This is a genomic window from Mycobacterium sp. RTGN6 (assembly GCF_033804605.1).
Lineage (GTDB): Bacteria > Actinomycetota > Actinomycetes > Mycobacteriales > Mycobacteriaceae > Mycobacterium.
Window position 1 is genome coordinate 204,780 of record NZ_JAPZKZ010000002.1, and the last position, 18,982, is coordinate 223,761.

Here is an 18,982-nt window from a genome sequence, read left to right on the forward strand (position 1 = left end):
CAACCTCGCCGAGACTGCGGGGAGATCGCGAATCTACCGAAAATCGCGATCTGTGAGCAGTCTCGGCGGGGGATTAGAGCAGGCCGAGCAATTCCAGATCGGTGACGTACTTGACGATCACTGCCGGGCTCACGTGCGGAATGTCCTTGTCGGGCCCAATCTTCGCGTCCTGCACCGCCGCCCGGAACAGCTCGGTCGACGCCATCGCACCGTTCACCGGACGCTCCGGCTGCTGGTAGTTGTGCAGCAGCGGAAGCAGCGACGCAGCGCGTTGCTTCTCCGGCAGTGCCCGCAGCGTCGTCTCGAACCGCGACAGCCACTCGCCATATGAATCGAGGCGCCGGATCGCATAGCCGGCCTCGACGAGCCAGTCGACGAACTCGTCCATGCCGATGCCGTCGTCGTACGGGTTCATCACGTGGTAGGTCTCGAACCCGTCCTGCACCCTCGCCCCCAGCGTTGAGATGGCCTCGGCGATGAACTCGACGGGGAGCCCGTCGTAGTGGGCCCGCTGCCGGTGCCCGGACGCGTCGAGCTGGTAGAACGACTGCGGCGCAACGCCGGTCGCGACGAGGCTGAGCATCATGCGGGTGAACATGTCCGGCAGGTTCAGCTGCCCGGCGTAGCTGGTGTCGGCCAGGATCATGTCGCAGCGGAACACCGAGACGGGCAGCCCGAACTTCTCGTTGGCCTCGCGCAGGAGCACCTCGCCGCCCCACTTGCTGTTGCCGTAGCCGTTGGCGTAGCTGTCGTCGACCTTGCGAGTCGCGCTGACCACCCGGACGTCCGCGTCCTCGACGTTGTCGCTCGGGTTCATCCCCGCGCCGACGGCCATCGTGGACACGTAGGCGAACGGCTTGACCTTCGCCGTCAGCGCGATGCGGATGAGCTCCGCCGTGCCCAGCACGTTCGGCCCGAACAACTGGCTGTACGGCAGCACGTGGTTCACCAAGGCCGCGGGGTCGACGATGAAGTCGACGGTGTCAGCCAGCCGCTGCCACGTCACCGTATCGAGGCCGAGGTTCGGCTCGCCCTTGTCGCCCGCGATCACCTCCAAGTGCTTGGCGGCGAGTTCCCGGTAGTGCACAAGCAGTTTCGGGTCTCCCGTGTCGAACGTCGCGTCCAGTCGGGCGCGGGCGGCGGCGTCGTCGCGGCCGCGGATGAGGCAGATGACCTTGCCGTCGACGAGGTCCATGCGCTCGAGCCACTCCAACGCCAGGTACCGACCGAGGAATCCGGTGGCGCCGGTGAGCAGCACGGTCCGGATCTCCGAAGCCGGTCCGGGCAGCGACGCGGCGGCAGAAAGGGTTTCAGAGTCGAGGAACTTGTCCAACGTCAGGTCGCTGGCGTGCACCTCGGTGGCTTCGCGGCCGTGGACGGCGTCATCCGTGGGCCGCTTGCCTCCGCCCGCACGTTCGGCCTCGACGTACGCGGCGATGGCCGCCAGGTCGCTGGCCGGGCTGACGATCACGCCGACGGGCACGTCGACGTCGAAGATGTCGTGCAGCAGGTTGGCAAAGGTCAACGCAGACAACGAGTCTCCGCCGAGATCGGTGAAGGCCGCGTCGGGTGCGACGTCGGCGGCGGCCGCGCTCAGTAGCGCGCCCGCGGCGCGACACACCGTCTCGAGCACCGGCTGCTGCGCCCCGGTCTGCCGCAGCGCCCGCAGCTCGCCTGCCTGGCCGTCGGCCAGGTCGGCATATAGCTGTTCGAGTTCGGGACCGTAGCGTTCCTTCAGCCGCGGCCAGGCCAGCTTCCGGATCCCGGTGAGCAGGCCGTTCTCGAGCGTGAAAGGCGTTGTCTCGATGAGGAAGTCGCGTGGAATCTCGTACGACTGCAGACCCGCTTCGCGCGCTGCGTCCTTCAGTGACGCGCCGATGGCTTCCTTCGAAGCATTCTGCGTGGGCACCACGACGGCGAGCAGATACGGCCGTGCACTGTTGCCGTAGAGGTAGATCTGGCGCACCAGCGGACTGTCGTTGAACGCCGCCTCGAGCTTGGACACGGTGACGAACTCACCTTGCGACAGCTTGAGCACGTTGTTGCGGCGGTCGACGTAGCGCAGCTGATCTGGGCCGAGCTCGGCGACGATGTCACCGGTGCGGTAGTAGCCGTCAGCGTCGAACACCTCGGCGGTGACTTCGGGTCGTTTGTAGTACCCGGGGAACAGCTGCTCGGACTTGACCAGCAGTTCGCCGCGCGGATGCGGAACGTCGCTGGCGAAGTAGCCCAGGTCGGGCACGTCGACCAGCTTGTAGTCGATCACCGGGGGCCGCCGGATCTGGCCGTCGACGAACACTGCGCCTGCCTCGGTCGACCCGTAGCCCTCGGTCAGGTGAATGTCGAGGAAGTCCTCGACCCACGCCTTGAGCTCGGGCGAGATCGGCGCCGATCCAGTCAGCGCGGACACGTGGCGTCCGCCGAGCATGCGCTGGCGCAGCTCGTCGACGCCGACGCGGTCCACCTGGCTGACGTACTCCTGGTACAGCATGTCCCAGATGCGGGGCACGAAGTTCATCTGCGTCGGCCGGGCCAACGCGAGGTCGTCGAGGAAGGTGGACAGGTCGCTGCGGGCAGCGAAGTAGACGGTGCCACCGGCAGCCAACGTGCCGTACAGGACGCCGCGGCCCATGACGTGGCTCATCGGCAGGAAGCTCAGCGTGATGGCGGGCACTACGCCTTGCTGGTCGTCCCAGTGGCCGGCGGCGGAGGACGCCCATATGCTGGCGACCTTGCTCTCCGGGTAGATCGCGCCCTTCGGGGCTCCGGTGCTGCCGGACGTGTAGATCAGCAGCGCCAGCGGGTCGTCGCCGTCGGGGGCGATCGACGGCGTGGGCAGCGGGGCGCCGCGGTCGAGCACGTCGGTCAGCGTCTCGACCACGACGGAGGTGTCGGCGAGCGCTGCCTTGGCGGCGTCGAGCGCCTCGCGTTGTGCGTCGACCTGGGGCAGGTAGTCGAACACCACCAGGCGCTTGGGTGCGGGGCCGGTCTTGATCAGGTTCACGGCGTCGGCGACGTAGTCGATGCTCGATGCGATCAGGCTTGGCTCGGTCTCGGCGATGATCGGCTGGAGTTGGGCCTGCGGTGCACTGGTCTGCAGCGGCACGGATACGGCGCCAAGTTGGGTAAGGGCGGTGTCGACGACGGTGTAGTCGACGCTGGTGAAGCCGAGGATGGCGACGCGATCACCGGGCCGGACGGGCTCGTCGTGCAGCGCCGCAGCGACGGCGCGGACGCGGTCGCCCAACTGGCCGTAGGTGACGGTGTCGACATGGGGCAGCAGTTCGGCGGTGGTGCGGCCCGTGGCGTCGGTGACGAACTCGACCGCCCGCGTAGCGAGCGCGGGCCGGTCAGCGTAGCCCGCGAGGACGGCGCGGACGACCTCCGGCAGACGCAGGCCTGGCTCGGCGGCGGCCTGGCTGACTGCCTGGTCGGGCTTGGCGTCGGCGAATTGCTGGTCGTTTTCGTAGAGCTGGGCAATACGGCGTTGGAGCCGGTCTTCGCGGGTATCTGACGACATGGTGATCCTCTGAAATAGCGCTTCTAGTGGGGCGCTCCGTCGCGCCTTACAGAAACAACGTTAGCAAAACTAAGAATTATGCCCGAATCCGTGACCTGGCAGTTCGCTGTGTGAGCAGCCTCACGTAGCGCTTTTGCTTATATTAGCTAACTATTGAGGCAGGAGGTTTGACCAATGACACGAACTGACAATGACAGCTGGGACTTGGCTACCAGCGTGGGCGCAACGGCGACCATGGTGGCCGCGGCCCGGGCGATTGCTACCAACGCCGACGAGCCCAAGATCGACGACCCGTTCGCAGAGCCGCTGGTACGCGCCGTCGGGGTGGACTTCCTCACCCGGTGGGCCACCGGCGAGCTCTCGGGCGACGACCTCGACGCCGACGGATCCGGCTGGGGACTGCAGCAGATGCCCGCCGCGATGGCCTCTCGCACGATGTTCTTCGACGAGTTCTTCGCCGACGCGGCGAAGGCCGGGATCCGGCAGGCCGTGATCCTGGCGTCGGGCCTTGACGCGCGTGGCTACCGGCTCGACTGGCCCGCCGACACGACGGTGTTCGAGATCGACCAGCCCGAGGTGATCGCGTTCAAGACGACGACGTTGGCCGGCCTCGGCGCCGAGCCGACCGCCGACCTGCGCACGGTGGCGATCGACCTACGCGACGACTGGCAAACGGCGCTGTTGGCCGCCGGGTTCGACACCACCAAGCCCGCCGCCTGGATCGCCGAGGGCCTCTTCGGCTACCTGCCTCCCGAAGCCCAGGACCGGCTGCTGGATGCGGTCACCAAGCTGAGTGCACCCGGGAGCCGAATCGCCACCGAGGCGGTGCGGGGCAACAGCCTCGACGACGTCGACGCCGACGCCGTCCGTGAGCGCATGCGCGAGTCGACCGCCAAGTGGCGTGAGCACGGCTTCGAACTCGACTTCGCGGAGTTGGGCTTTCATGGCGAGCGCAACGACGTCGGCGAGTACCTCGACGCCCGCGGCTGGTCTTCAGTCGGCGCGCCGATGGGTGAATTGTTGGTGTCCAACGGATTTCCGGCGCTTCCGCCGTCCGACGACGATCACGTGACGATGGCCAACGTCGTCTACTACACGTCGACGCTGCGCTGAGCTGACAGGAAGTTCACAGCGCAATTCGCAACCGCAGCACACCGCAGCGGCTACCGTTCGGCCGATGTTCAGCGGGACGGTGAACATCATGCGGTCGGCTCTCCAGAAAAAAGAAGGCCGTCGTATGGGCAGGGATGCTCGGGGCGCTGCTGGTCGGTAGACGCTACTCACCGTGGTGATCGTGGTCGGCTTCCTCGCCGCCTTGTTCGGCTTCGCCTACTGGAAGTCGACGGGTCACTGACTCAGGCCGTTTTGCGCGCGACCTTCAGCTCTAGTTCGGCCTCGTAGGCGCCTTCGTCACGGCCGAGGGCGACCGTCGCCGCGGTCATGAAGACCACCGCGACGGCCAACGCGATGGCCTCGTACCGCCCGGCCTCCAGTTGCTCACCGAGCACGAGCGCACCGAGTATCACGGCGACGACCGGTTCGAGCACCAGCATCGTCGGCACCGACGTCTGCAGTGCGCCTGAGTGAAATGCGGACTGCTGCAACAGCGTTGCGATGACGCCGAGCACGACCAGTGCGTACGGCGCCGGGGTTGCGAGCAGGGACAAGATGCCCCGCTGGTCGGCGATGTGCATGTTGATCTTGGTCACCACGGCGACCACGCCGAACAGCACCCCGACCGAGACCGCAAGCAGCACGGCACGCTGCCAGCCACCGATCCGCACGGCCACGACGACACAGCCGAGGATGATCACGGCACATACGCCCGCGACGATGGCGGCGACGGGCAGCGACGCGGGAGTTTCCTGCGGCCCGGGGTGGGCCAGCAGCACGAAGACCGCGAGCCCGATCGTCAACAGCCCCGCCCAGATCCATTCGCCGCGGGTGACGCGTCGCCCCGCCAGCCGCGCGCTCAGCGGCAGCGCGAACAACAAGGCCGACACAAGGATCGGCTGAACCAGCATCAGTGAACCCTTGATCAGGGCGAGTGCCTGGAACACGTAGCCGAGCACGGCCGCCCCGGTGCCCGCCCACCACATCGGGCTGCGCAACAACGTGGTGACCATGACGGCGCTGACGCCGTCCTCGGATGGCACGTTCATGGTGGCGCGTTGGCGGATCACGATGCCGATGGCCATGAATACGGCCGCGCACAGGGCGAGAGTGATGACGAGCCCGTGAGTGAAGATCAAGAGCGCCCTACCACCTTTGGTGACACTCCTTCATGGGTTCGTGCGACGACGATGTCCGACGCCTACACCGTAGAGGGGTTGTCAGCTCGCTTCGACTCGGGCGTCGGAGTCGACGTCCCCGCGGACCCCTTGCGGCCCGAGCCGGCCGGTCACCCGGCCGACGGCGTCATCGACGCGATGGACGGCGGCGTCGCACACGCCGCGAACCTTGTCACCCGCGGTGTCGACGTCGTCGGCGGCGCTGAGTAGGTACGCGCGGACGTTGAGCCGCATACGTTCGGCAGTGGCGCGCAGCCGCCGCCGCGCGCGGTCGTCGACCTCGATGGTGACGTAGGGAAGAACCTTGAGCCGCATGCGCCCAGAGTAGTTGAGGACGCTGCGCCAGTCAGGTTCTGCGGTCACCCGACGACCGCCGGCATGCTTTCCCAGCCACGAATGGTCGATGTCGTAGAGAACACCGCATTGGGCAAGTCGACCTCCCACTCCGGGAACCGCTTGAGGATCTCCTCCAAGGCGACTCGGCCCTCGAGCCGGGCCAGCGACGAGCCCAGGCAGTAGTGCGCTCCGACGCTGAAGCCGAGATGCGCGCGGACCTCGCGGTTGATGTCGAAGACGTCGCCGTCCGGCGGGAACTGACGGTGATCGCGGTTGGCGGCGCCGATGAGCATCATCATCACGGCGCCCTGCGGCACGGTCTGGCCGTAGAACTCCGCGTCGCGGGTGACGTAGCGCGCCACGTGCGGCGCGGGCGGCTCGAACCGGACCAATTCCTCGACGGCCTTGGGGATCAGTGTCGGGTCCTCGACGAGCTGGCGTCGCTGGTCGGGGTGCTCGGCCAAAACCTTTCCGGCCCAACCAATCAGACGCGTGGTGGTGTCGTTGCCCGCGCCGGCGACGACGTTGATGTAGATGAGCAGTTCGTCGCGAGTCAGCCTGCGAATGGTCCCGGTCTCGTCGACGAACTCGACGTTGAGCAGCTCCGTCATGATGTCGTCGGACGGGTTGTCGACGCGCCAGTCGATGTAGTCGGCGAAGATGTCACCACTGACCAGGCCCTCTTCGGCCGCCTTCATCGGCTTGCCTGCCTCGGTCTTCATCTGGGAAGTGACGTGATCGCGGATCTTCTCCTGGTCGCCCTCGGGGATGCCGATCAGCGCGCTAATCGTCTTCATCGGCATGACGGCGCCGAGGTCCTTGACGAAGTCGAACGTGCCGGTGCCGACGAGCGGGTCGAGGCTCTGGGCGCAGTAGTCCCGGATCTTGGCCTCGAGCAGCGCGATCTTGCGCGGGGTGAACATCCGCGCGAGCAACTTGCGGTGGATGTCGTGCACCGGCGGGTCTTCGAAGATCAGCACGCCGGACGGGATCGGAAAGTCGGCCCTGATCAGTTCGAGGATCGCGCCCTTTGCGGAACTGAACAGTCCGTGGTCGACGATGCCGCGGTTGACGTCGTCGTAGCGGCTCAGCGCATAGAAGTCGTGCTGCTCGTTGTAGTACAGCGGCGCCTCTTCGCGTAGGCGCGCGAACGCCGGGTACGGGTCGGCGTTGATGTCCACGTCATAGGGGTCGAAGTACGCGTCACCGGTTGCTTCACGCGTTGCCGTTTCAGTCACGAAGTCCGCCTCTCTGGGGGCTGCGAGAGCATTGCTTACACGCGTAAGTTACACCGCTGAGCGACCGCTCGACAACAATCGGGCACGATCAGGTGGAGGCGCGCTGAATCAGTCTCGCGACGTTCGCGCTGCTGGGCTCGCTTTCCGACGGATAGCCCAACTCCGCGAGCATCGCCGCGACGGCCACGTCCACGATGGTCTCCGCGTCCAACGCGACCGACGTGAGCGGGGGCCCGCTGACAGCACCGAGCGTGCCCCCGACCACGCCCATCACCGCAAGGTCCTCCGGGCACCGCAGCCCCGCGCGACGGATCCCGTGCAGCACGACGAACGCCGTCTCGTCGCTCTGCGCGCACACCGCCGTGACGCCGTCGGCCACCCAACCCCGCACCACGTCGGCGGCGTCCGAGCCGTCCGCGGCGAGCGTGCCGACGGTGAGCTCGGGGAGCCCGCGCTGCCGCGCCGCGACCTGCAGGCCCGCGAGCCAGTACTCCCCGAGCGGGCGTAGCTTCGGCTCATCCGAGCTGGCGACCGCAAGCTTGCGATGGCCGCGGGAAACCAGGTGCTCGACGCGCAGCTCGCCGATGGTCAGGTGCAGCGCACCCATCGCGTGCAGTTGCGCGCTGCCGAGGTGAATCTGCGGGATGTCTGCCGCCGTGACGGCGTCCAACGCCGCGCCGCTGAGCGGGAAGACGCTGGTGACCGCGATGGGGTTGAGGTCGGCGACGGCGTCGACGACGTTGCGCCCGTCGTCCGTCTCGAACTGCAGCGACAACACCACTCCGTGACGCGCGAGCGCAGCCGTCAGCCGGCTGCCGACCTCCAGCAGCAGTTCGCCGAGCGTGATGCGCGGCACGATGTAGAGCACGACGCCGCTGGCCCCGACGGCGAGGTTTCGGGCCGCGAGGTTGGGGCGGTACCCGAGTTGTTTGGCAGCCGCGTGCACGGCGGCCGTGGTCTGCGCCGAGATGGTCTGGCCCGCGACGTTGTTGAGCACGTAGGTGACGGTCGCCGGGGAGACGTTGGCAAGGCGCGCGACGTCGGCCTTGGTCGGCCTCGGCGCGCGCATCCCTCCCATCGCATCATCGTGGCACGTCAGATCGCCAACGTTCGCAATTGCCGCCCAGCGGTCTCCCGCAACATCAACACCGCGACGAGCGACACCGCCGCCGCGGTCATCAAGTAGTACGCGGGCGTCATCACGCCTGCACGTGCGGTCAGCCAGGTGACCACGTACGGGGTGGTGCCGCCGAAGCCGGCGACGGCGATGTTGTAGCCGATCGAGAAACCGCTGTAGCGCACGCGGGTGGCGAATAGTTCGACGCCCGCGGTGACCGCCGCCGAGATGTACACCGACTCGATCGCCGCCAACGCACAGTGGGCCGCCATCGCCGCGCCGAGTGAACCCGAGTTCAGCAGCAGGAACAGCGGATAGGCGAAGACGACAAAGCACGCCGAACCGGCGATCAGCATCGGCCGCCGCCCGATGCGGTCCGACAGGGCCGCGAACGGCAGGATCAGCACCAGGGCGACGAGGCTGGCCAAGGTGACCGACACGAACGACTCCGTGGTGCCGTAGCCCAGCGGCTTGATGAGGTAGTTGGGCACGAAGGTGAAGACCACGTAGTAGCCGACGTTGAAGATCAGGAAGAGCCCGAAGACTTGCAGGATCGACGGCCACGACGTGGTGACGGCCTCCCACAGCGGCCGCTTCGCCAGCTGATCCGCCTTGCGGAGCTCGGTGAACTCGGGAGTGTCGTCGAGCCGCAGCCGGATGTAGAGCCCGATCAACCCGAGCGGGGCGGCGAGCAGGAACGGGATTCGCCACCCGTAGCTCGCCATCGCCCCTGCGGGCAGCGCGGCCTGCAGGACGGTGACGGTCACCGAGCCAAGCAGGAAGCCGACCACACCCGACCACGCCATGAACGTGACGACGAGTCCGCGGCGTTCATCCGGGGCGTACTCGGCGAGGTACACGGCGCCGCCGCCGTATTCACCACCCGCCGAAAAGCCTTGCAGGCAACGAAAGAACAGCAGCATCAGCGGCGCCGCCACGCCCACCGACTGATAGGTGGGCAACAGTCCGATCGCCAGCGTCGCACCCGACATCAGCAGGATCACCAGCGCCAGCACGCGTTGCCTGCCGATCCGGTCGCCCAGCGGCCCGAACACGAAGCCGCCCAACGGACGCATGAAGAAGGCGGCCGCGAAGATCGCGAACGTCTTCAGCAGGGCGGCGGTGTCGTCGCCTGCGGGGAAGAAGTTGGTGGCGATGATCGTCGCGAGGAAGCCGTAGATCGCGAAGTCGAACCACTCGACGGCGTTCCCGATGGAGGCACCGGTGACGGCCTTGCGCAGCGCGGGATTCGACGGCATGGCGCAATACGGTAACGAGGCGTCGGTCCCTCGGGCGCAGAACGGATTTAGGCATATTGCTTATCCGGTGTGTTCGACAGAGCATGTCCGTCATGGACATGAACCTGATCGGCAAGATCGTCGTGGTAACCGGCGCAAGCAAGGGCATCGGGCTGGCCGTCAGCCAGGCCTTCGCGGAAGCGGGAGCCTTCGTCATCGTGGGCGCCCGGCACAACTCCCCCGGACTGCAGGCGTTGGAAGCCGCGGGTTCGGCCACCTTCGTCGCCGCCGACCTCTCCACACCGGAAGGCCCGCGGGCGCTGATCGCCGCCGCGGCCGAGCGGGGTGGCCTCGACGTCCTGGTCAACAACGCCGGGGCGGTGACGCCGCGGTTCGACGGCATCCTTTCCGTCACCGACGACGACTGGGATGCTGCGCTGGCGCTGAACTTCCTCTCCGCGGTGCGCGCGACGCGCGAGGCCGTCCCGCACATGCTGGCCCGCGGGGGCGGCTCGATCGTGATGATCGGCTCGGTCAACGCGACACTGCCCGAGTGGAACATCGTCGACTACAGCGCCACCAAGGCTGCGTTGGCCAACTACGCCAAGAGCCTGTCGAAGGAGTTCGGCCCCAAGGGAATCCGGGTCAACACCATCAGCCCCGGACCGGTGTCGACCGAGCTGTGGCTCGCCGACGACGGAGTGGCGGCGCAGTTCGCCGCGGCCAGCGGCGCCACCCCGGACGACGTGGTGAGCTCCGTGGCCGCGGGTTCGGCGACGGGTCGCTTCACCACCCCGCAGGAGGTCGCCGATCTCACCGTCTTCCTGGCCGGCGACCGCTCGGCCAACATCACCGGCTCCGACGTGCGCATCGACGGCGGATACGTCACCACCATCTGATGCGTTACACGGTGACCTTCGTCGACGAATAGGTACCAGGCCGTCGCTCGGATTCGCGGCGTAGCGTCGTCGTCATGAGCACTCTCCTCGATCCCAAAGTCGCTGCAGCCCTGGACCGGATGTACACGGAGTCCGGCGAGCAGATGACCACGTTGCGGCAACGGTTCGACGGCATCGACATGAGCTCGGCCACCGCGCAGGAACGGGCCGACGCACTGAGCGACGTGTACATGCCGGTGACCCCAGAAGCGGGCCGGTTGCTCTACGCGCTGGTGCGGGCCACCAGGCCGGGCACCGTCGTCGAGTTCGGAATGTCGCTGGGGCTGTCGGGGCTGCACCTGGCCTCGGCCGTCAAGGACAACGGCACCGGACGTGTCGTCACCACCGAAATGAGCGCGGCCAAGATCGCGTCGGCCAAGCAGACCTTCGCCGACGCGGGCCTGACGGACGTGATCACCGTGCTCGAGGGCGACGCACTGGAGACACTGACCGGGCTCGACGGCCCGGTCGACTTCGTGCTGCTCGACGGCTGGAAGGAGTTCTACCTGCCGGTGATCAAACTGCTGGAGCCGCGGCTCTCCCCCGGCACGCTCGTCGTCGCCGACAACACCAACATGCCCGACACCCAGCCGTACCTCGACTACGTGCGCGATCCCGCCAACGGCTACGTCAGCGTGAACTTCCTGGCCCGCGACTCCGACAGCATGGAGCTCAGCTGCCGCGTCTAACGGCCCAGCGCGACAAGGTTCTGTACGGACTTCTCGACGTCCGAGCGGATCACCCGCGCGACCAGTCCACCGACCGGGCCACTGAGTAGGCCACCCTTGAGTTCCGCGAACAGGTGGAACGTGGTGCCTGCGCCGACTTCGGCGACCGTCATCGTCAGCGAGATGCGCACACCACCGAAACCGGTGCCCCACAATGCGATCCGTCGTGGCGGGTCATACTCGGTGACTTCCCAACCGATGGTGTTGCGGAAGCCCTTGACCTTGATGCGCGACGACACCTTTGTGCCCACCTCGATGATGTCCGGCACCGGACTGCGCCATCCGCCGAAGATGGTCAGCCACTCATCGAAGCGGTGCAGATCCGACGCCAGCTTCCACGCCTGTTCGGGCGACAACTTCGAGGAAACCGAGACGTCGACGTTCGCCATCTCCCACTTGTACCCAATCGGCGCCGGTTAAGCAGGCGGTGTGACGGGCACGACGGGTGCGGCCGGTGCGACACCGAGCACCCGCACCAGGTCGGGCTTCATCGCCTGCAGCTGCGCACCCCAGTACCCCCAGCTGTGGGTGCCGTTGGCGGGGAAGTTGAAGACCGCGTTGCGCCCACCGGCGGCCACATAGTTCTTCTGGAAGTCCTTGTTGGTGTTGATGGTGATGTTCTCGAGGAACTGGGCGCTGTACTGGACGCCGAAGTCACCGGGTGGGTCGAGGTCCGAGGTCCGACCGTTTCCGCAGTAGATCCATATCGCGGTGTTGTTGGCCACCAGGGTGGGAATGTTGACCATCGGGTCGTTGCGCCGCCAGGCCGGGTCGCTCGCGATGCCCCACATGTCGGTGGAGTTGTACCCGCCGGCGTCCTTCATGGCGAACCCGATCATGGTGGGCCACAACCCTTGTGATGGGTTGAGGAACCCGGACAACGAGCCCGCGAAGATGAACTGCGTCGGGTAGTAGGCCGCGAGGATCAGCGCCGCACCCCCGGACATCGACAGCCCGACCACGGCATTGCCGGTCGGCGTGACGCCCTTGTTCGCGGCCAGGTACGACGGCAGTTCCTGCGTCAGGAACGTCTCCCACTTGTAGGTGGTGGTGCCACCGCTGCCAGCCGCGGGCCGGTACCAGTCGCTGTAGAAGCTGGACTGGCCGCCGACGGGCATCACCACCGAGAGCCCGGATTGATAGAACCACTCGAACGCGGCCGTGTTGATGTCCCAGCCGCTGGCATCGTCTGTGGCGCGCAACCCGTCGAGCAGGTACACGGCATGCGGGCCGCCACCCTGGAACTCGACGTGGATGTCGCGGCCCATCGACGGCGACGGCACGTTCAGCTGCTCGACCGGGAGCCCTTCGCGTGAGTAGGCACCCGCAGTGGGCGTGGAGAAGGTGACGCCGAAGAACCCGGGCAGCATCATCACCGCGAGGAGGGCGATCACCAAACGGCGCGTGCCGCGCGGTTTCTCACCAACGAAGGTCGCCAACACCGGAGGTACCCCATCTCTGTCGCATTGCGTCATGGGCAAGCTATCGCGCGCGTTGAGCAGCGCCCGGCACCCCACGCGGGCCGTAATCGCCTTGTTATCAAGGTGTTCCGCGATCGGTGCCGTCAGTTCGCTGGTGAGCCGCCCGTCGTCGGCTGGGAGCACGACGTGAATGACCTGTGAATCGCCTTGCATGACGGGCCATATGGTTCGTCTCAGGGCAAACTCAGAGCACACACAGCAAGGAGTTGAATCATGTCGAATCTCGCACACCACATGCGGCTGCTGACGGGTGGTGGCCTCGTCGCAGGCGCCCTGGCCGCCGCGGCCATGTTCGGCGGCGCCCCGGCCGCGTTCGCCAACGAAGATCCCGCCGCGGACCCCCCGAACTGCACTGCGGCCGACCTGGAAGGCGTCCGTGCGGGCGTATCGGAGGCCACGTCGGCCTACCTGTTCACCCATCCGGACTACAACTGGTTCATGACCAGCCTCGAGGGGCTGTCCCGAGCGGACGTCGCCAAGCAGGTCAGGACCTATCTAGACGCTCACCCGGACACCAAGGCCGACATCATGGGCATCCGGCAGCCGTTGATGGACCTCAAGGACCGGTGCGGCGCACCGCTGAGTCCGTAGCGACTAACCCGCGCCCGTCAGGATGGCGCCGGTGCGCCACCAGATGAGCGCGGCGAAGATCAGCAACAAGGCGACGCTCGCCCCGAGCTGAACCAGGTTGCGGTGCGCGCGCGGCGCGTAGGCGTACACGGCCGCCACCGCGGCGCCGGTCAGCAACCCGCCGACGTGACCCTGCCAGCTGATGCCGGGCGCCACGAAGGTAATCACCAGGTTGACGGCGATCAGCCCGACGAGGCCCCGCATGTCGAAGTGGAGCTTGCGGGCAAGCACGAACGACGCACCGAAGACCCCGAAGATCGCTCCCGACGCACCAAGGGTCGGCGTGTCGACGGGAGTCAGCAGGTAGACCAGCACCGCTCCGCCCAACAAGCTGAGCAGGTAGAGGCCGAGGAAGCGGACGTGCCCAAGGCCACGCTCGAGGGCGGGACCGGTGAAGTACAGGGCCACCATGTTGAACAGGATGTGCATGATGCCTGCGTGCAGGAACCCCGACGTCAGCAGCCGGTACACCTCGTCGTCGTGGGCGATACCCCACGGCCACAGCACGAGCTCGAGGTAGACGGCGGGCACGGCCTGCTGCGCGACGAACATCGCCAGGTTGAGTGCGATGAGCACGTAGGTGACCAACGGCCTGGTGTCCAGCCGCGCGCCCAGCGCCGTGGTCGGCTGCCGCACCGACCGGGCGGCCTCGTCGACGCAGCCCACGCACTGATGCCCGACGGGCGCCGACCGCATGCAGTCGGGGCAGATGCCGCGCTGGCAGCGTGTGCAGCGGATATAGGTGGGGCGGTCCGGATGGCGGTAGCAGCTCATCGCCTGCGGCGGTGTGCTCGGAATGCTCACGATTCATTGTCCCGCACTAGAACCGCCACAACGCTTCCTGGGTGGTGCTGGCCACCAATGCACCCGCTCCGTCGTAGAGCGATCCGACGACGAGCCCGCGTGAGTCGGTGTTGTTCAGCGACCGCACGTCGTAGAGGTGCCACTGGTTGGGGGCGAACGGCCGGTGAAACCACACCGCGTGATCGAGGCTCGCGGCGTAGCCGATGGCGACGTCCGCTGGCACGTCGGGCGGACGCGCGACGGGTACGGGCCCGAAGTCGGACATGAACGTCAGCACACAGGCGCGGATCAGCGGATCGTCTTCGACGATGTCCTTGCTCCTGATCCAGAACGGCGGAGTTGCGAACACCGAATCGTCGCCCGGCGTGACGCGGATGTCGAACCGCTCGGCGAAACCCAGGTCGGGCACCTTCGGAACCGCCACGTCGAACGCGAGCACAGGCGCGCCCTGCGGCTGCCAGTCGGCGCCGGGCTCCGGGCGGTGAAACGAGGCGATCATCTCGAGGATGATCTTGCCGTGCTGGACGGCCGTCACCCGCCGCGTGTCGAACGACCGACCGTCGCGGGTGCGCTCGACCTCGAGTTCGACGTCGACGCCGTACTCGCCGCCACGCACGAAGTACAGATGCAGCGACTGGGGCAGCTTCTCCGGGTCGACCGTGGCGCCGGCAGCAGCAAGCGACTGCGCGGCGATGAGCCCGCCGAAGAGCCGATCGCTCGGGCCGCTGCGTGGGTTGGGCGCGATGAAGACGTCGCCGCGGCGGTCGAAGTGCAGTAGTCGGGCGATCCAGCTTTCGTCGCCCGCGCCGGGTAACCCCTCGGCGAACTTGACACGTGTCATCGATTCGCACCTTACGGGCCGCCGAAAAAGTGTGGGAATCCGGGCCGCTGCGCGCTCCTAGCTGATGAACGCGGGGTACAACGCGTCCCCGTTCGGAAGGAGCCAACCATGAACACCCTGCTCAGCCGCATCACCGCAGTCGCAATCGGCGCCGGGGCCATCGCCGCAGGCGCGCTCGCCACGGGCGGCCTGGCACACGCCGCCACGTTCGACCAGCTGTGCGTGCTCAGTCCGGAGAACTACGCCGACGGTGCCGTCCGCGGGGTCTTCAGCACGCAGAAGCAGGGCTTCGACCTCGCACAGATCTGCCGGCTGTACGACTCCAAGGACTATCTGATCCACACCGAGACCGAGTTGATCCCCGGGTACTACCGGGTGGCCCGACCCGTGCCTCCGACCCAACTCGCGAGCCGCTGACCCGCCGCCGGTGCGGTCATTGCGACGGATTCGAGCAAAGACGATGATGATTACCTCGGTGCACGTCAGATGCGCCATGGGGGTGGATCGATGACCACGTTCGCACTGTCGTCTGCGGGCAGTCTCGACGACGCCACGCTGGCCCGGGCGGCCGCCACGGGTGATCGCACCGCGTTTGCCGCGATCTACGACCGCTATGCCGACCGGCTGTACGACTTCTGCGTCGGCATGCTGCGCGACCGGGACTCGGCCGCAGACTGCGTGCAGGACGTCTTCGTCACCGCCGCAACCAAATTGGTCCAACTGCGCGAGCCCGACCGGCTGCGGTCGTGGCTGTACGCCATCGCGCGGTCCGAGGCGCTTGCCCGGATCCGGGACCGCAAACGTGAAATGCCCAGCGAGGAACTCCCCGACATGCCCACCACCGAAGCCGATCTCGCCACCATGGCGGCGCGCAACGAGCTCGCCGAGCTCATCGCCGAGGCCAGCGGTGGGTTGAGTGAACGCGACCGCCTCGTCCTCGAACTTGCCTACCGTCAAGGGCTCGACGGGCCCGAGCTCGCCGACGCCCTCGGCGTCACCCACAAGAACGCGAACACTCTCGTCGAGCGACTCCGCGACACCATCGCGCGCTCGCTGGGTGCGCTGCTGGTCTGCCGCCGCGTCAAGGCGGACCCCAGCCAGTGCCCCGAACTGGCCGAGCTCCTCGTGGACTGGGACGGCAAGTTCACGGTGTTGATGCGCAAGCGGATCGCCCGGCACATCGACGGGTGCGCGGTCTGCGAGGAGGACCGCGCGCAGCTCGTCAGCCCCGCCGCTCTGCTCGGCGCGGCACCCATCGCGCTGCCCGCCCCGGTGTGGCTGCGCGACCGCACGCTCGAGCACGCGACACTTCCCGCCCCCAGCGCGGGCCCGGCATCCGACGAATCGTGGTGGCCCGACGCCGATGTCGACGTCAGCGACCTCCGCGAGCAGCCCGCCACTCCGTCGACGCCGTCCGCGCCGCCTCGGCGTGGGGTGCGCGTCGGGCTTGGGGCCGCGCTGGTGGCGTTGACCGTCGGAGCCGCGGTGGTGCTCGCGACCCCATCGGCGTTCCGCGTCACGCCGGTCAACGACCCGCAGCAACTCGTGACCACCACGACGGCGCCCGTCACCACCACGCCGTCCGCGGTCCCGCGGATCGCACCCCCGCCCACCGAACCGCCCCCGCCGCCCGTCGTTCCCACCACCACCTTCGAGGTCGCACCCACCACCGAGGCTCCGCCGCCGAGTCCCGAGGCGCCGAAGCGGACGGCCCCGCACACCACGGAGCCGACGGAGGAACCGATCACCACCGAGCCAGGCCCCACGTCGCAGAAGCCTCCGCCGAGCCAGCCGCCCGCTGAACCCGAACCCGAACCCGAGCCGGACGAACCGACGACGCCGCCGACGCCGAAGAGCAAGCCGCCGGTAATTTCGCAGGCTCCGGAGGCGCCCAAGCAGAGCCCAGAATGCCCGCCGCTCAATCCCAACTGCAACGGCGACGGCCCGGTGTTCAGCTGACGTCGGAGGAAGTGCGCCACCCCTACACCAGATAGCAACGCCGACCACTGACCTCTCATTACCCACTTACAGAGAACCGTCAGCCGCCGCATGTAACTCGTCGAATACGGTGCACCGCTTCATCATCACAAGACGAGGGGCCGTGGACGTCACGCGGAACGTGACGGCAGTATCACCCAAAGTGAGGTCCGCGCGACTGCACGTGTGCACCACTGCGAGGCAGAGATCTTCCCCGCGATAGGGCACGACATGATGCTCGAGCCGCGCTGGGCTGCCGTTGCAGAGCGAATCCACACATCGCTTGGCACTCATGGACTGTGACTGGCAGCCACCGTGGCGACGCAGAAAGACCTGACCGTTCGCCGGTGAGCTCGGCCCGCCGTCCGGGGTCTGGGACGGCGGGCCGGTCGAGGTGGCGGCCGATTCGCTCTGTCAAGCAGATGGCGAGGCAGCCGCTGTGGTGGTCAGGCACTTCAGCGGGGCTCCTTGCAATTGCCATGTCCCGCCGCGGTCGTCGGTTCCTTGCGCGGACCCGTCAGGGTTGACGTGTCCTTGCACCGTCAATCCTTCTGGAGCTCCTGGCGGCTTCGAGAGGTAACCCAGGTTGAGTTCGTCGCCTGAGATGCCGCCGTGCAGTATGCCGATCCCCGATGCGTGTTTGGGGTCGTCGGGAAGCCGCGAGGCTTCGATGTAGTGGTCGATGGTTGGGCCGGTAAATACGAACGCAATCCCGTCGATCTCGGTTCCGCCGTTGAAGCTCCACTGAGTGCACGACGCCGTGCTCGGTGCGGCGTCAGCCAACGCGGGCGGCAGGCCTGCGATCAAGAGGCCAGCGGCCATGGTTGCGATGACGATGATCGGTGTGCGGTTCATGTTCGTTGTCCTTCGGCTAGTTGGGAAGTTCGGGGATGAACTTCGCTGTCGATAAAGCTATGGCGCTACGGGTGGGGGTGTCTCGCTTGTGCGCACAACCCGCGAAGAGCGCGATTCCTCGGCTTTTGCGCATTGTGCTCACCGAGGGCACCCGCCCGGAGAGTCGACGGGTGGCTGTACAGACCGCCATTGACCTCATGCGTTTGAGATCTAGAAATTCACGAAAGTCATTGGCACAGTTAGACTTCTGTCACGCGCGTTGGCGTAGACGCGTCCGTGTCGCCCACCTCGGGACGCTGGATGTCGTGGTCGTCAAGGACAACGTCGTCTTCCTCTGGCCACCGAGCACTGGCAAGTGCAGCCGAACATGAGCCCCTGCAAGGGCAGTCGAGATGCAGCGAGGATTGGCCAACCGCAGAGTGGCTAGCTGCTCGCGGAATCTCACGCTGGCGAGGAGTCAGTTGATGCGCCGGTCGTACGGAGCCGCCGACGGTGTCATCCAGACGCCATGAAGGGCCTTGCTTCCAAAGTATCGGGAAGCGAACTCGGACTTTGTCATTGGTGACAACCCGTTTCCGATCGAACGCGGCCCGCCGTCCGTGGGTGTTGGGCGGCGGTGGCAACCGCGGTAAGCAGGCCTGCGGCGAGCATCCCCGCTATCGGTACCCGACTCGTCATCGGTGCCTGTCGACTTGGCCCAGAATTTGGGGCAAGAACAGCAGCGCTTGCCCCGTCAAAGCAAGCCCAATTGGTGAACCCTGCGAGACGGGATTCGCGGTGCCGGGCGCGGTTGTCCCGGCGGCGGTGCTCGGCGCGGAGGCTGCAGCATCGGGGGTGGATGCGGAGGCCACGGCCGGGGCCAGAACCCCGGTCATCAGCAGGCCGGCCGCCAGGGCTCCGATCAGTGGTAAGCGAGTCATGGTTGTGTCCGTTCGGGTGAGGACAAGTTCGGTGTTGAACTTGCTTGCACGAAGTTAGGTGCTCGTGA

The 18,982-nt window shown here is 67.1% G+C and carries 18 protein-coding genes; 7 read left to right on the top strand and 11 right to left on the bottom strand.

Features of this window, described 5'->3' with window-relative positions:
• Positions 1-73: 73 nt before the first annotated feature.
• The gene (gene car / locus SLQ33_RS05280; RefSeq protein ID WP_319452750.1) at positions 74-3,520 is read right to left on the bottom strand and encodes a carboxylic acid reductase; all 3,447 of its coding nucleotides are present in this window, start codon (positions 3,518-3,520) and stop codon (positions 74-76) included.
• Positions 3,521-3,694: 174 nt separating this feature from the next.
• On the opposite strand from car, the gene SLQ33_RS05285 reads away from it, so the two are divergent.
• A complete protein-coding gene (locus SLQ33_RS05285) occupies positions 3,695-4,633 on the top strand; it encodes a class I SAM-dependent methyltransferase (protein WP_319452751.1) in 939 nt (312 codons plus the stop codon).
• 242 nt (positions 4,634-4,875) lie between these two features.
• Here SLQ33_RS05285 and SLQ33_RS05290 read toward each other — a convergent pair whose 3' ends face one another.
• The 5 genes from SLQ33_RS05290 to SLQ33_RS05310 form a co-directional block, all read right to left on the bottom strand.
• Positions 4,876-5,769 carry a DMT family transporter gene (locus SLQ33_RS05290; protein ID WP_319453263.1) on the bottom strand — a complete coding sequence of 298 codons (894 nt, stop codon included), beginning with the start codon at positions 5,767-5,769 and terminating at the stop codon, positions 4,876-4,878.
• 84 nt (positions 5,770-5,853) lie between these two features.
• Positions 5,854-6,126: a hypothetical protein gene (locus tag SLQ33_RS05295; protein ID WP_319452752.1), complete on the bottom strand. Its 273-nt coding sequence runs from the start codon at positions 6,124-6,126 to the stop codon at positions 5,854-5,856.
• Between the two features lie 44 nt (positions 6,127-6,170).
• Positions 6,171-7,385, bottom strand: coding sequence for a cytochrome P450 (locus SLQ33_RS05300; protein ID WP_319452753.1), 1,215 nt, complete (start codon positions 7,383-7,385; stop codon positions 6,171-6,173).
• A gap of 88 nt (positions 7,386-7,473) precedes the next feature.
• Positions 7,474-8,463, bottom strand: a complete 990-nt coding sequence (locus tag SLQ33_RS05305; protein WP_319452754.1) for a LacI family DNA-binding transcriptional regulator — start codon at positions 8,461-8,463, stop codon at positions 7,474-7,476.
• Positions 8,464-8,480: 17 nt separating this feature from the next.
• Positions 8,481-9,761, bottom strand: a complete 1,281-nt coding sequence (locus SLQ33_RS05310; RefSeq protein WP_319452755.1) for an MFS transporter — start codon at positions 9,759-9,761, stop codon at positions 8,481-8,483.
• A 92-nt stretch (positions 9,762-9,853) separates the two neighbouring features.
• Between SLQ33_RS05310 and SLQ33_RS05315 the strand changes: the two genes are divergently transcribed.
• Both SLQ33_RS05315 and SLQ33_RS05320 read left to right on the top strand, forming a co-directional pair.
• Complete coding sequence (locus tag SLQ33_RS05315) at positions 9,854-10,639, top strand: oxidoreductase (protein WP_319452756.1); 786 nt, start codon at positions 9,854-9,856, stop codon at positions 10,637-10,639.
• A 74-nt stretch (positions 10,640-10,713) separates the two neighbouring features.
• Complete coding sequence (locus tag SLQ33_RS05320; RefSeq protein WP_319452757.1) at positions 10,714-11,367, top strand: O-methyltransferase; 654 nt, start codon at positions 10,714-10,716, stop codon at positions 11,365-11,367.
• Here SLQ33_RS05320 and SLQ33_RS05325 read toward each other — a convergent pair.
• Positions 11,364-11,795, bottom strand: coding sequence for an SRPBCC family protein (locus SLQ33_RS05325; RefSeq protein WP_319452758.1), 432 nt, complete (start codon positions 11,793-11,795; stop codon positions 11,364-11,366). The genes SLQ33_RS05320 and SLQ33_RS05325 overlap by 4 nt on opposite strands.
• Positions 11,796-11,822: 27 nt before the next feature.
• Positions 11,823-12,779, bottom strand: a complete 957-nt coding sequence (locus SLQ33_RS05330) for an alpha/beta hydrolase family protein (protein ID WP_319453264.1) — start codon at positions 12,777-12,779, stop codon at positions 11,823-11,825.
• Positions 12,780-13,100: 321 nt separating this feature from the next.
• Here SLQ33_RS05330 and SLQ33_RS05335 point away from each other — a divergent pair, with 321 nt between their 5' ends.
• Positions 13,101-13,478, top strand: coding sequence for a heme-binding protein (locus tag SLQ33_RS05335; RefSeq protein WP_319452759.1), 378 nt, complete (start codon positions 13,101-13,103; stop codon positions 13,476-13,478).
• A gap of 3 nt (positions 13,479-13,481) precedes the next feature.
• Here the strand turns inward: SLQ33_RS05335 and SLQ33_RS05340 are convergent, their stop codons facing one another.
• Together SLQ33_RS05340 and SLQ33_RS05345 are read right to left on the bottom strand one after the other, a co-directional pair.
• Entirely contained in the window at positions 13,482-14,291 is an 810-nt protein-coding gene (locus SLQ33_RS05340; RefSeq protein ID WP_319453265.1) for a rhomboid family intramembrane serine protease, read from the bottom strand.
• 46 nt (positions 14,292-14,337) lie between these two features.
• On the bottom strand, positions 14,338-15,162 hold the full coding sequence (locus SLQ33_RS05345) for an acyl-CoA thioesterase (RefSeq protein ID WP_319452760.1): 825 nt from the start codon (positions 15,160-15,162) through the stop codon (positions 14,338-14,340).
• A 108-nt stretch (positions 15,163-15,270) separates the two neighbouring features.
• Here SLQ33_RS05345 and SLQ33_RS05350 point away from each other — a divergent pair, with 108 nt between their 5' ends.
• The gene (locus SLQ33_RS05350) at positions 15,271-15,579 is read left to right on the top strand and encodes a hypothetical protein (RefSeq protein WP_319452761.1); all 309 of its coding nucleotides are present in this window, start codon (positions 15,271-15,273) and stop codon (positions 15,577-15,579) included.
• Positions 15,580-15,669: 90 nt separating this feature from the next.
• Positions 15,670-17,121 carry an RNA polymerase sigma factor gene (locus tag SLQ33_RS05355; protein WP_319452762.1) on the top strand — a complete coding sequence of 484 codons (1,452 nt, stop codon included), beginning with the start codon at positions 15,670-15,672 and terminating at the stop codon, positions 17,119-17,121.
• 432 nt (positions 17,122-17,553) lie between these two features.
• On the opposite strand, the gene SLQ33_RS05360 is transcribed toward SLQ33_RS05355, so the two are convergent.
• Positions 17,554-17,994, bottom strand: a complete 441-nt coding sequence (locus SLQ33_RS05360) for a hypothetical protein (protein WP_319452763.1) — start codon at positions 17,992-17,994, stop codon at positions 17,554-17,556.
• A gap of 59 nt (positions 17,995-18,053) precedes the next feature.
• Between SLQ33_RS05360 and SLQ33_RS05365 the strand changes: the two genes are divergently transcribed.
• On the top strand, positions 18,054-18,365 hold the full coding sequence (locus SLQ33_RS05365; RefSeq protein ID WP_319453266.1) for an ATP-binding protein: 312 nt from the start codon (positions 18,054-18,056) through the stop codon (positions 18,363-18,365).
• Positions 18,366-18,982: the final 617 nt, after the last annotated feature.

What these genes read in the sequence shown, in the direction of transcription:
- car (WP_319452750.1), bottom strand. Translation starts at nt 3,520, where the DNA reads ATGTCGTCAGATACCCGCGAAGACCGGCTCCAACGCCGTATTGCCCAG.
- SLQ33_RS05285 (WP_319452751.1), top strand. Translation starts at nt 3,695, where the DNA reads ATGACACGAACTGACAATGACAGCTGGGACTTGGCTACCAGCGTGGGC.
- SLQ33_RS05295 (WP_319452752.1), bottom strand. Translation starts at nt 6,126, where the DNA reads ATGCGGCTCAAGGTTCTTCCCTACGTCACCATCGAGGTCGACGACCGC.
- SLQ33_RS05305 (WP_319452754.1), bottom strand. Translation starts at nt 8,463, where the DNA reads ATGGGAGGGATGCGCGCGCCGAGGCCGACCAAGGCCGACGTCGCGCGC.
- SLQ33_RS05310 (WP_319452755.1), bottom strand. Translation starts at nt 9,761, where the DNA reads ATGCCGTCGAATCCCGCGCTGCGCAAGGCCGTCACCGGTGCCTCCATC.
- SLQ33_RS05315 (WP_319452756.1), top strand. Translation starts at nt 9,854, where the DNA reads ATGGACATGAACCTGATCGGCAAGATCGTCGTGGTAACCGGCGCAAGC.
- SLQ33_RS05320 (WP_319452757.1), top strand. Translation starts at nt 10,714, where the DNA reads ATGAGCACTCTCCTCGATCCCAAAGTCGCTGCAGCCCTGGACCGGATG.
- SLQ33_RS05325 (WP_319452758.1), bottom strand. Translation starts at nt 11,795, where the DNA reads ATGGCGAACGTCGACGTCTCGGTTTCCTCGAAGTTGTCGCCCGAACAG.
- SLQ33_RS05330 (WP_319453264.1), bottom strand. Translation starts at nt 12,779, where the DNA reads ATGATGCTGCCCGGGTTCTTCGGCGTCACCTTCTCCACGCCCACTGCG.
- SLQ33_RS05335 (WP_319452759.1), top strand. Translation starts at nt 13,101, where the DNA reads ATGTCGAATCTCGCACACCACATGCGGCTGCTGACGGGTGGTGGCCTC.
- SLQ33_RS05340 (WP_319453265.1), bottom strand. Translation starts at nt 14,291, where the DNA reads ATGAGCTGCTACCGCCATCCGGACCGCCCCACCTATATCCGCTGCACA.
- SLQ33_RS05345 (WP_319452760.1), bottom strand. Translation starts at nt 15,162, where the DNA reads ATGACACGTGTCAAGTTCGCCGAGGGGTTACCCGGCGCGGGCGACGAA.
- SLQ33_RS05350 (WP_319452761.1), top strand. Translation starts at nt 15,271, where the DNA reads ATGAACACCCTGCTCAGCCGCATCACCGCAGTCGCAATCGGCGCCGGG.
- SLQ33_RS05355 (WP_319452762.1), top strand. Translation starts at nt 15,670, where the DNA reads ATGACCACGTTCGCACTGTCGTCTGCGGGCAGTCTCGACGACGCCACG.
- SLQ33_RS05360 (WP_319452763.1), bottom strand. Translation starts at nt 17,994, where the DNA reads ATGAACCGCACACCGATCATCGTCATCGCAACCATGGCCGCTGGCCTC.
- SLQ33_RS05365 (WP_319453266.1), top strand. Translation starts at nt 18,054, where the DNA reads ATGGCGCTACGGGTGGGGGTGTCTCGCTTGTGCGCACAACCCGCGAAG.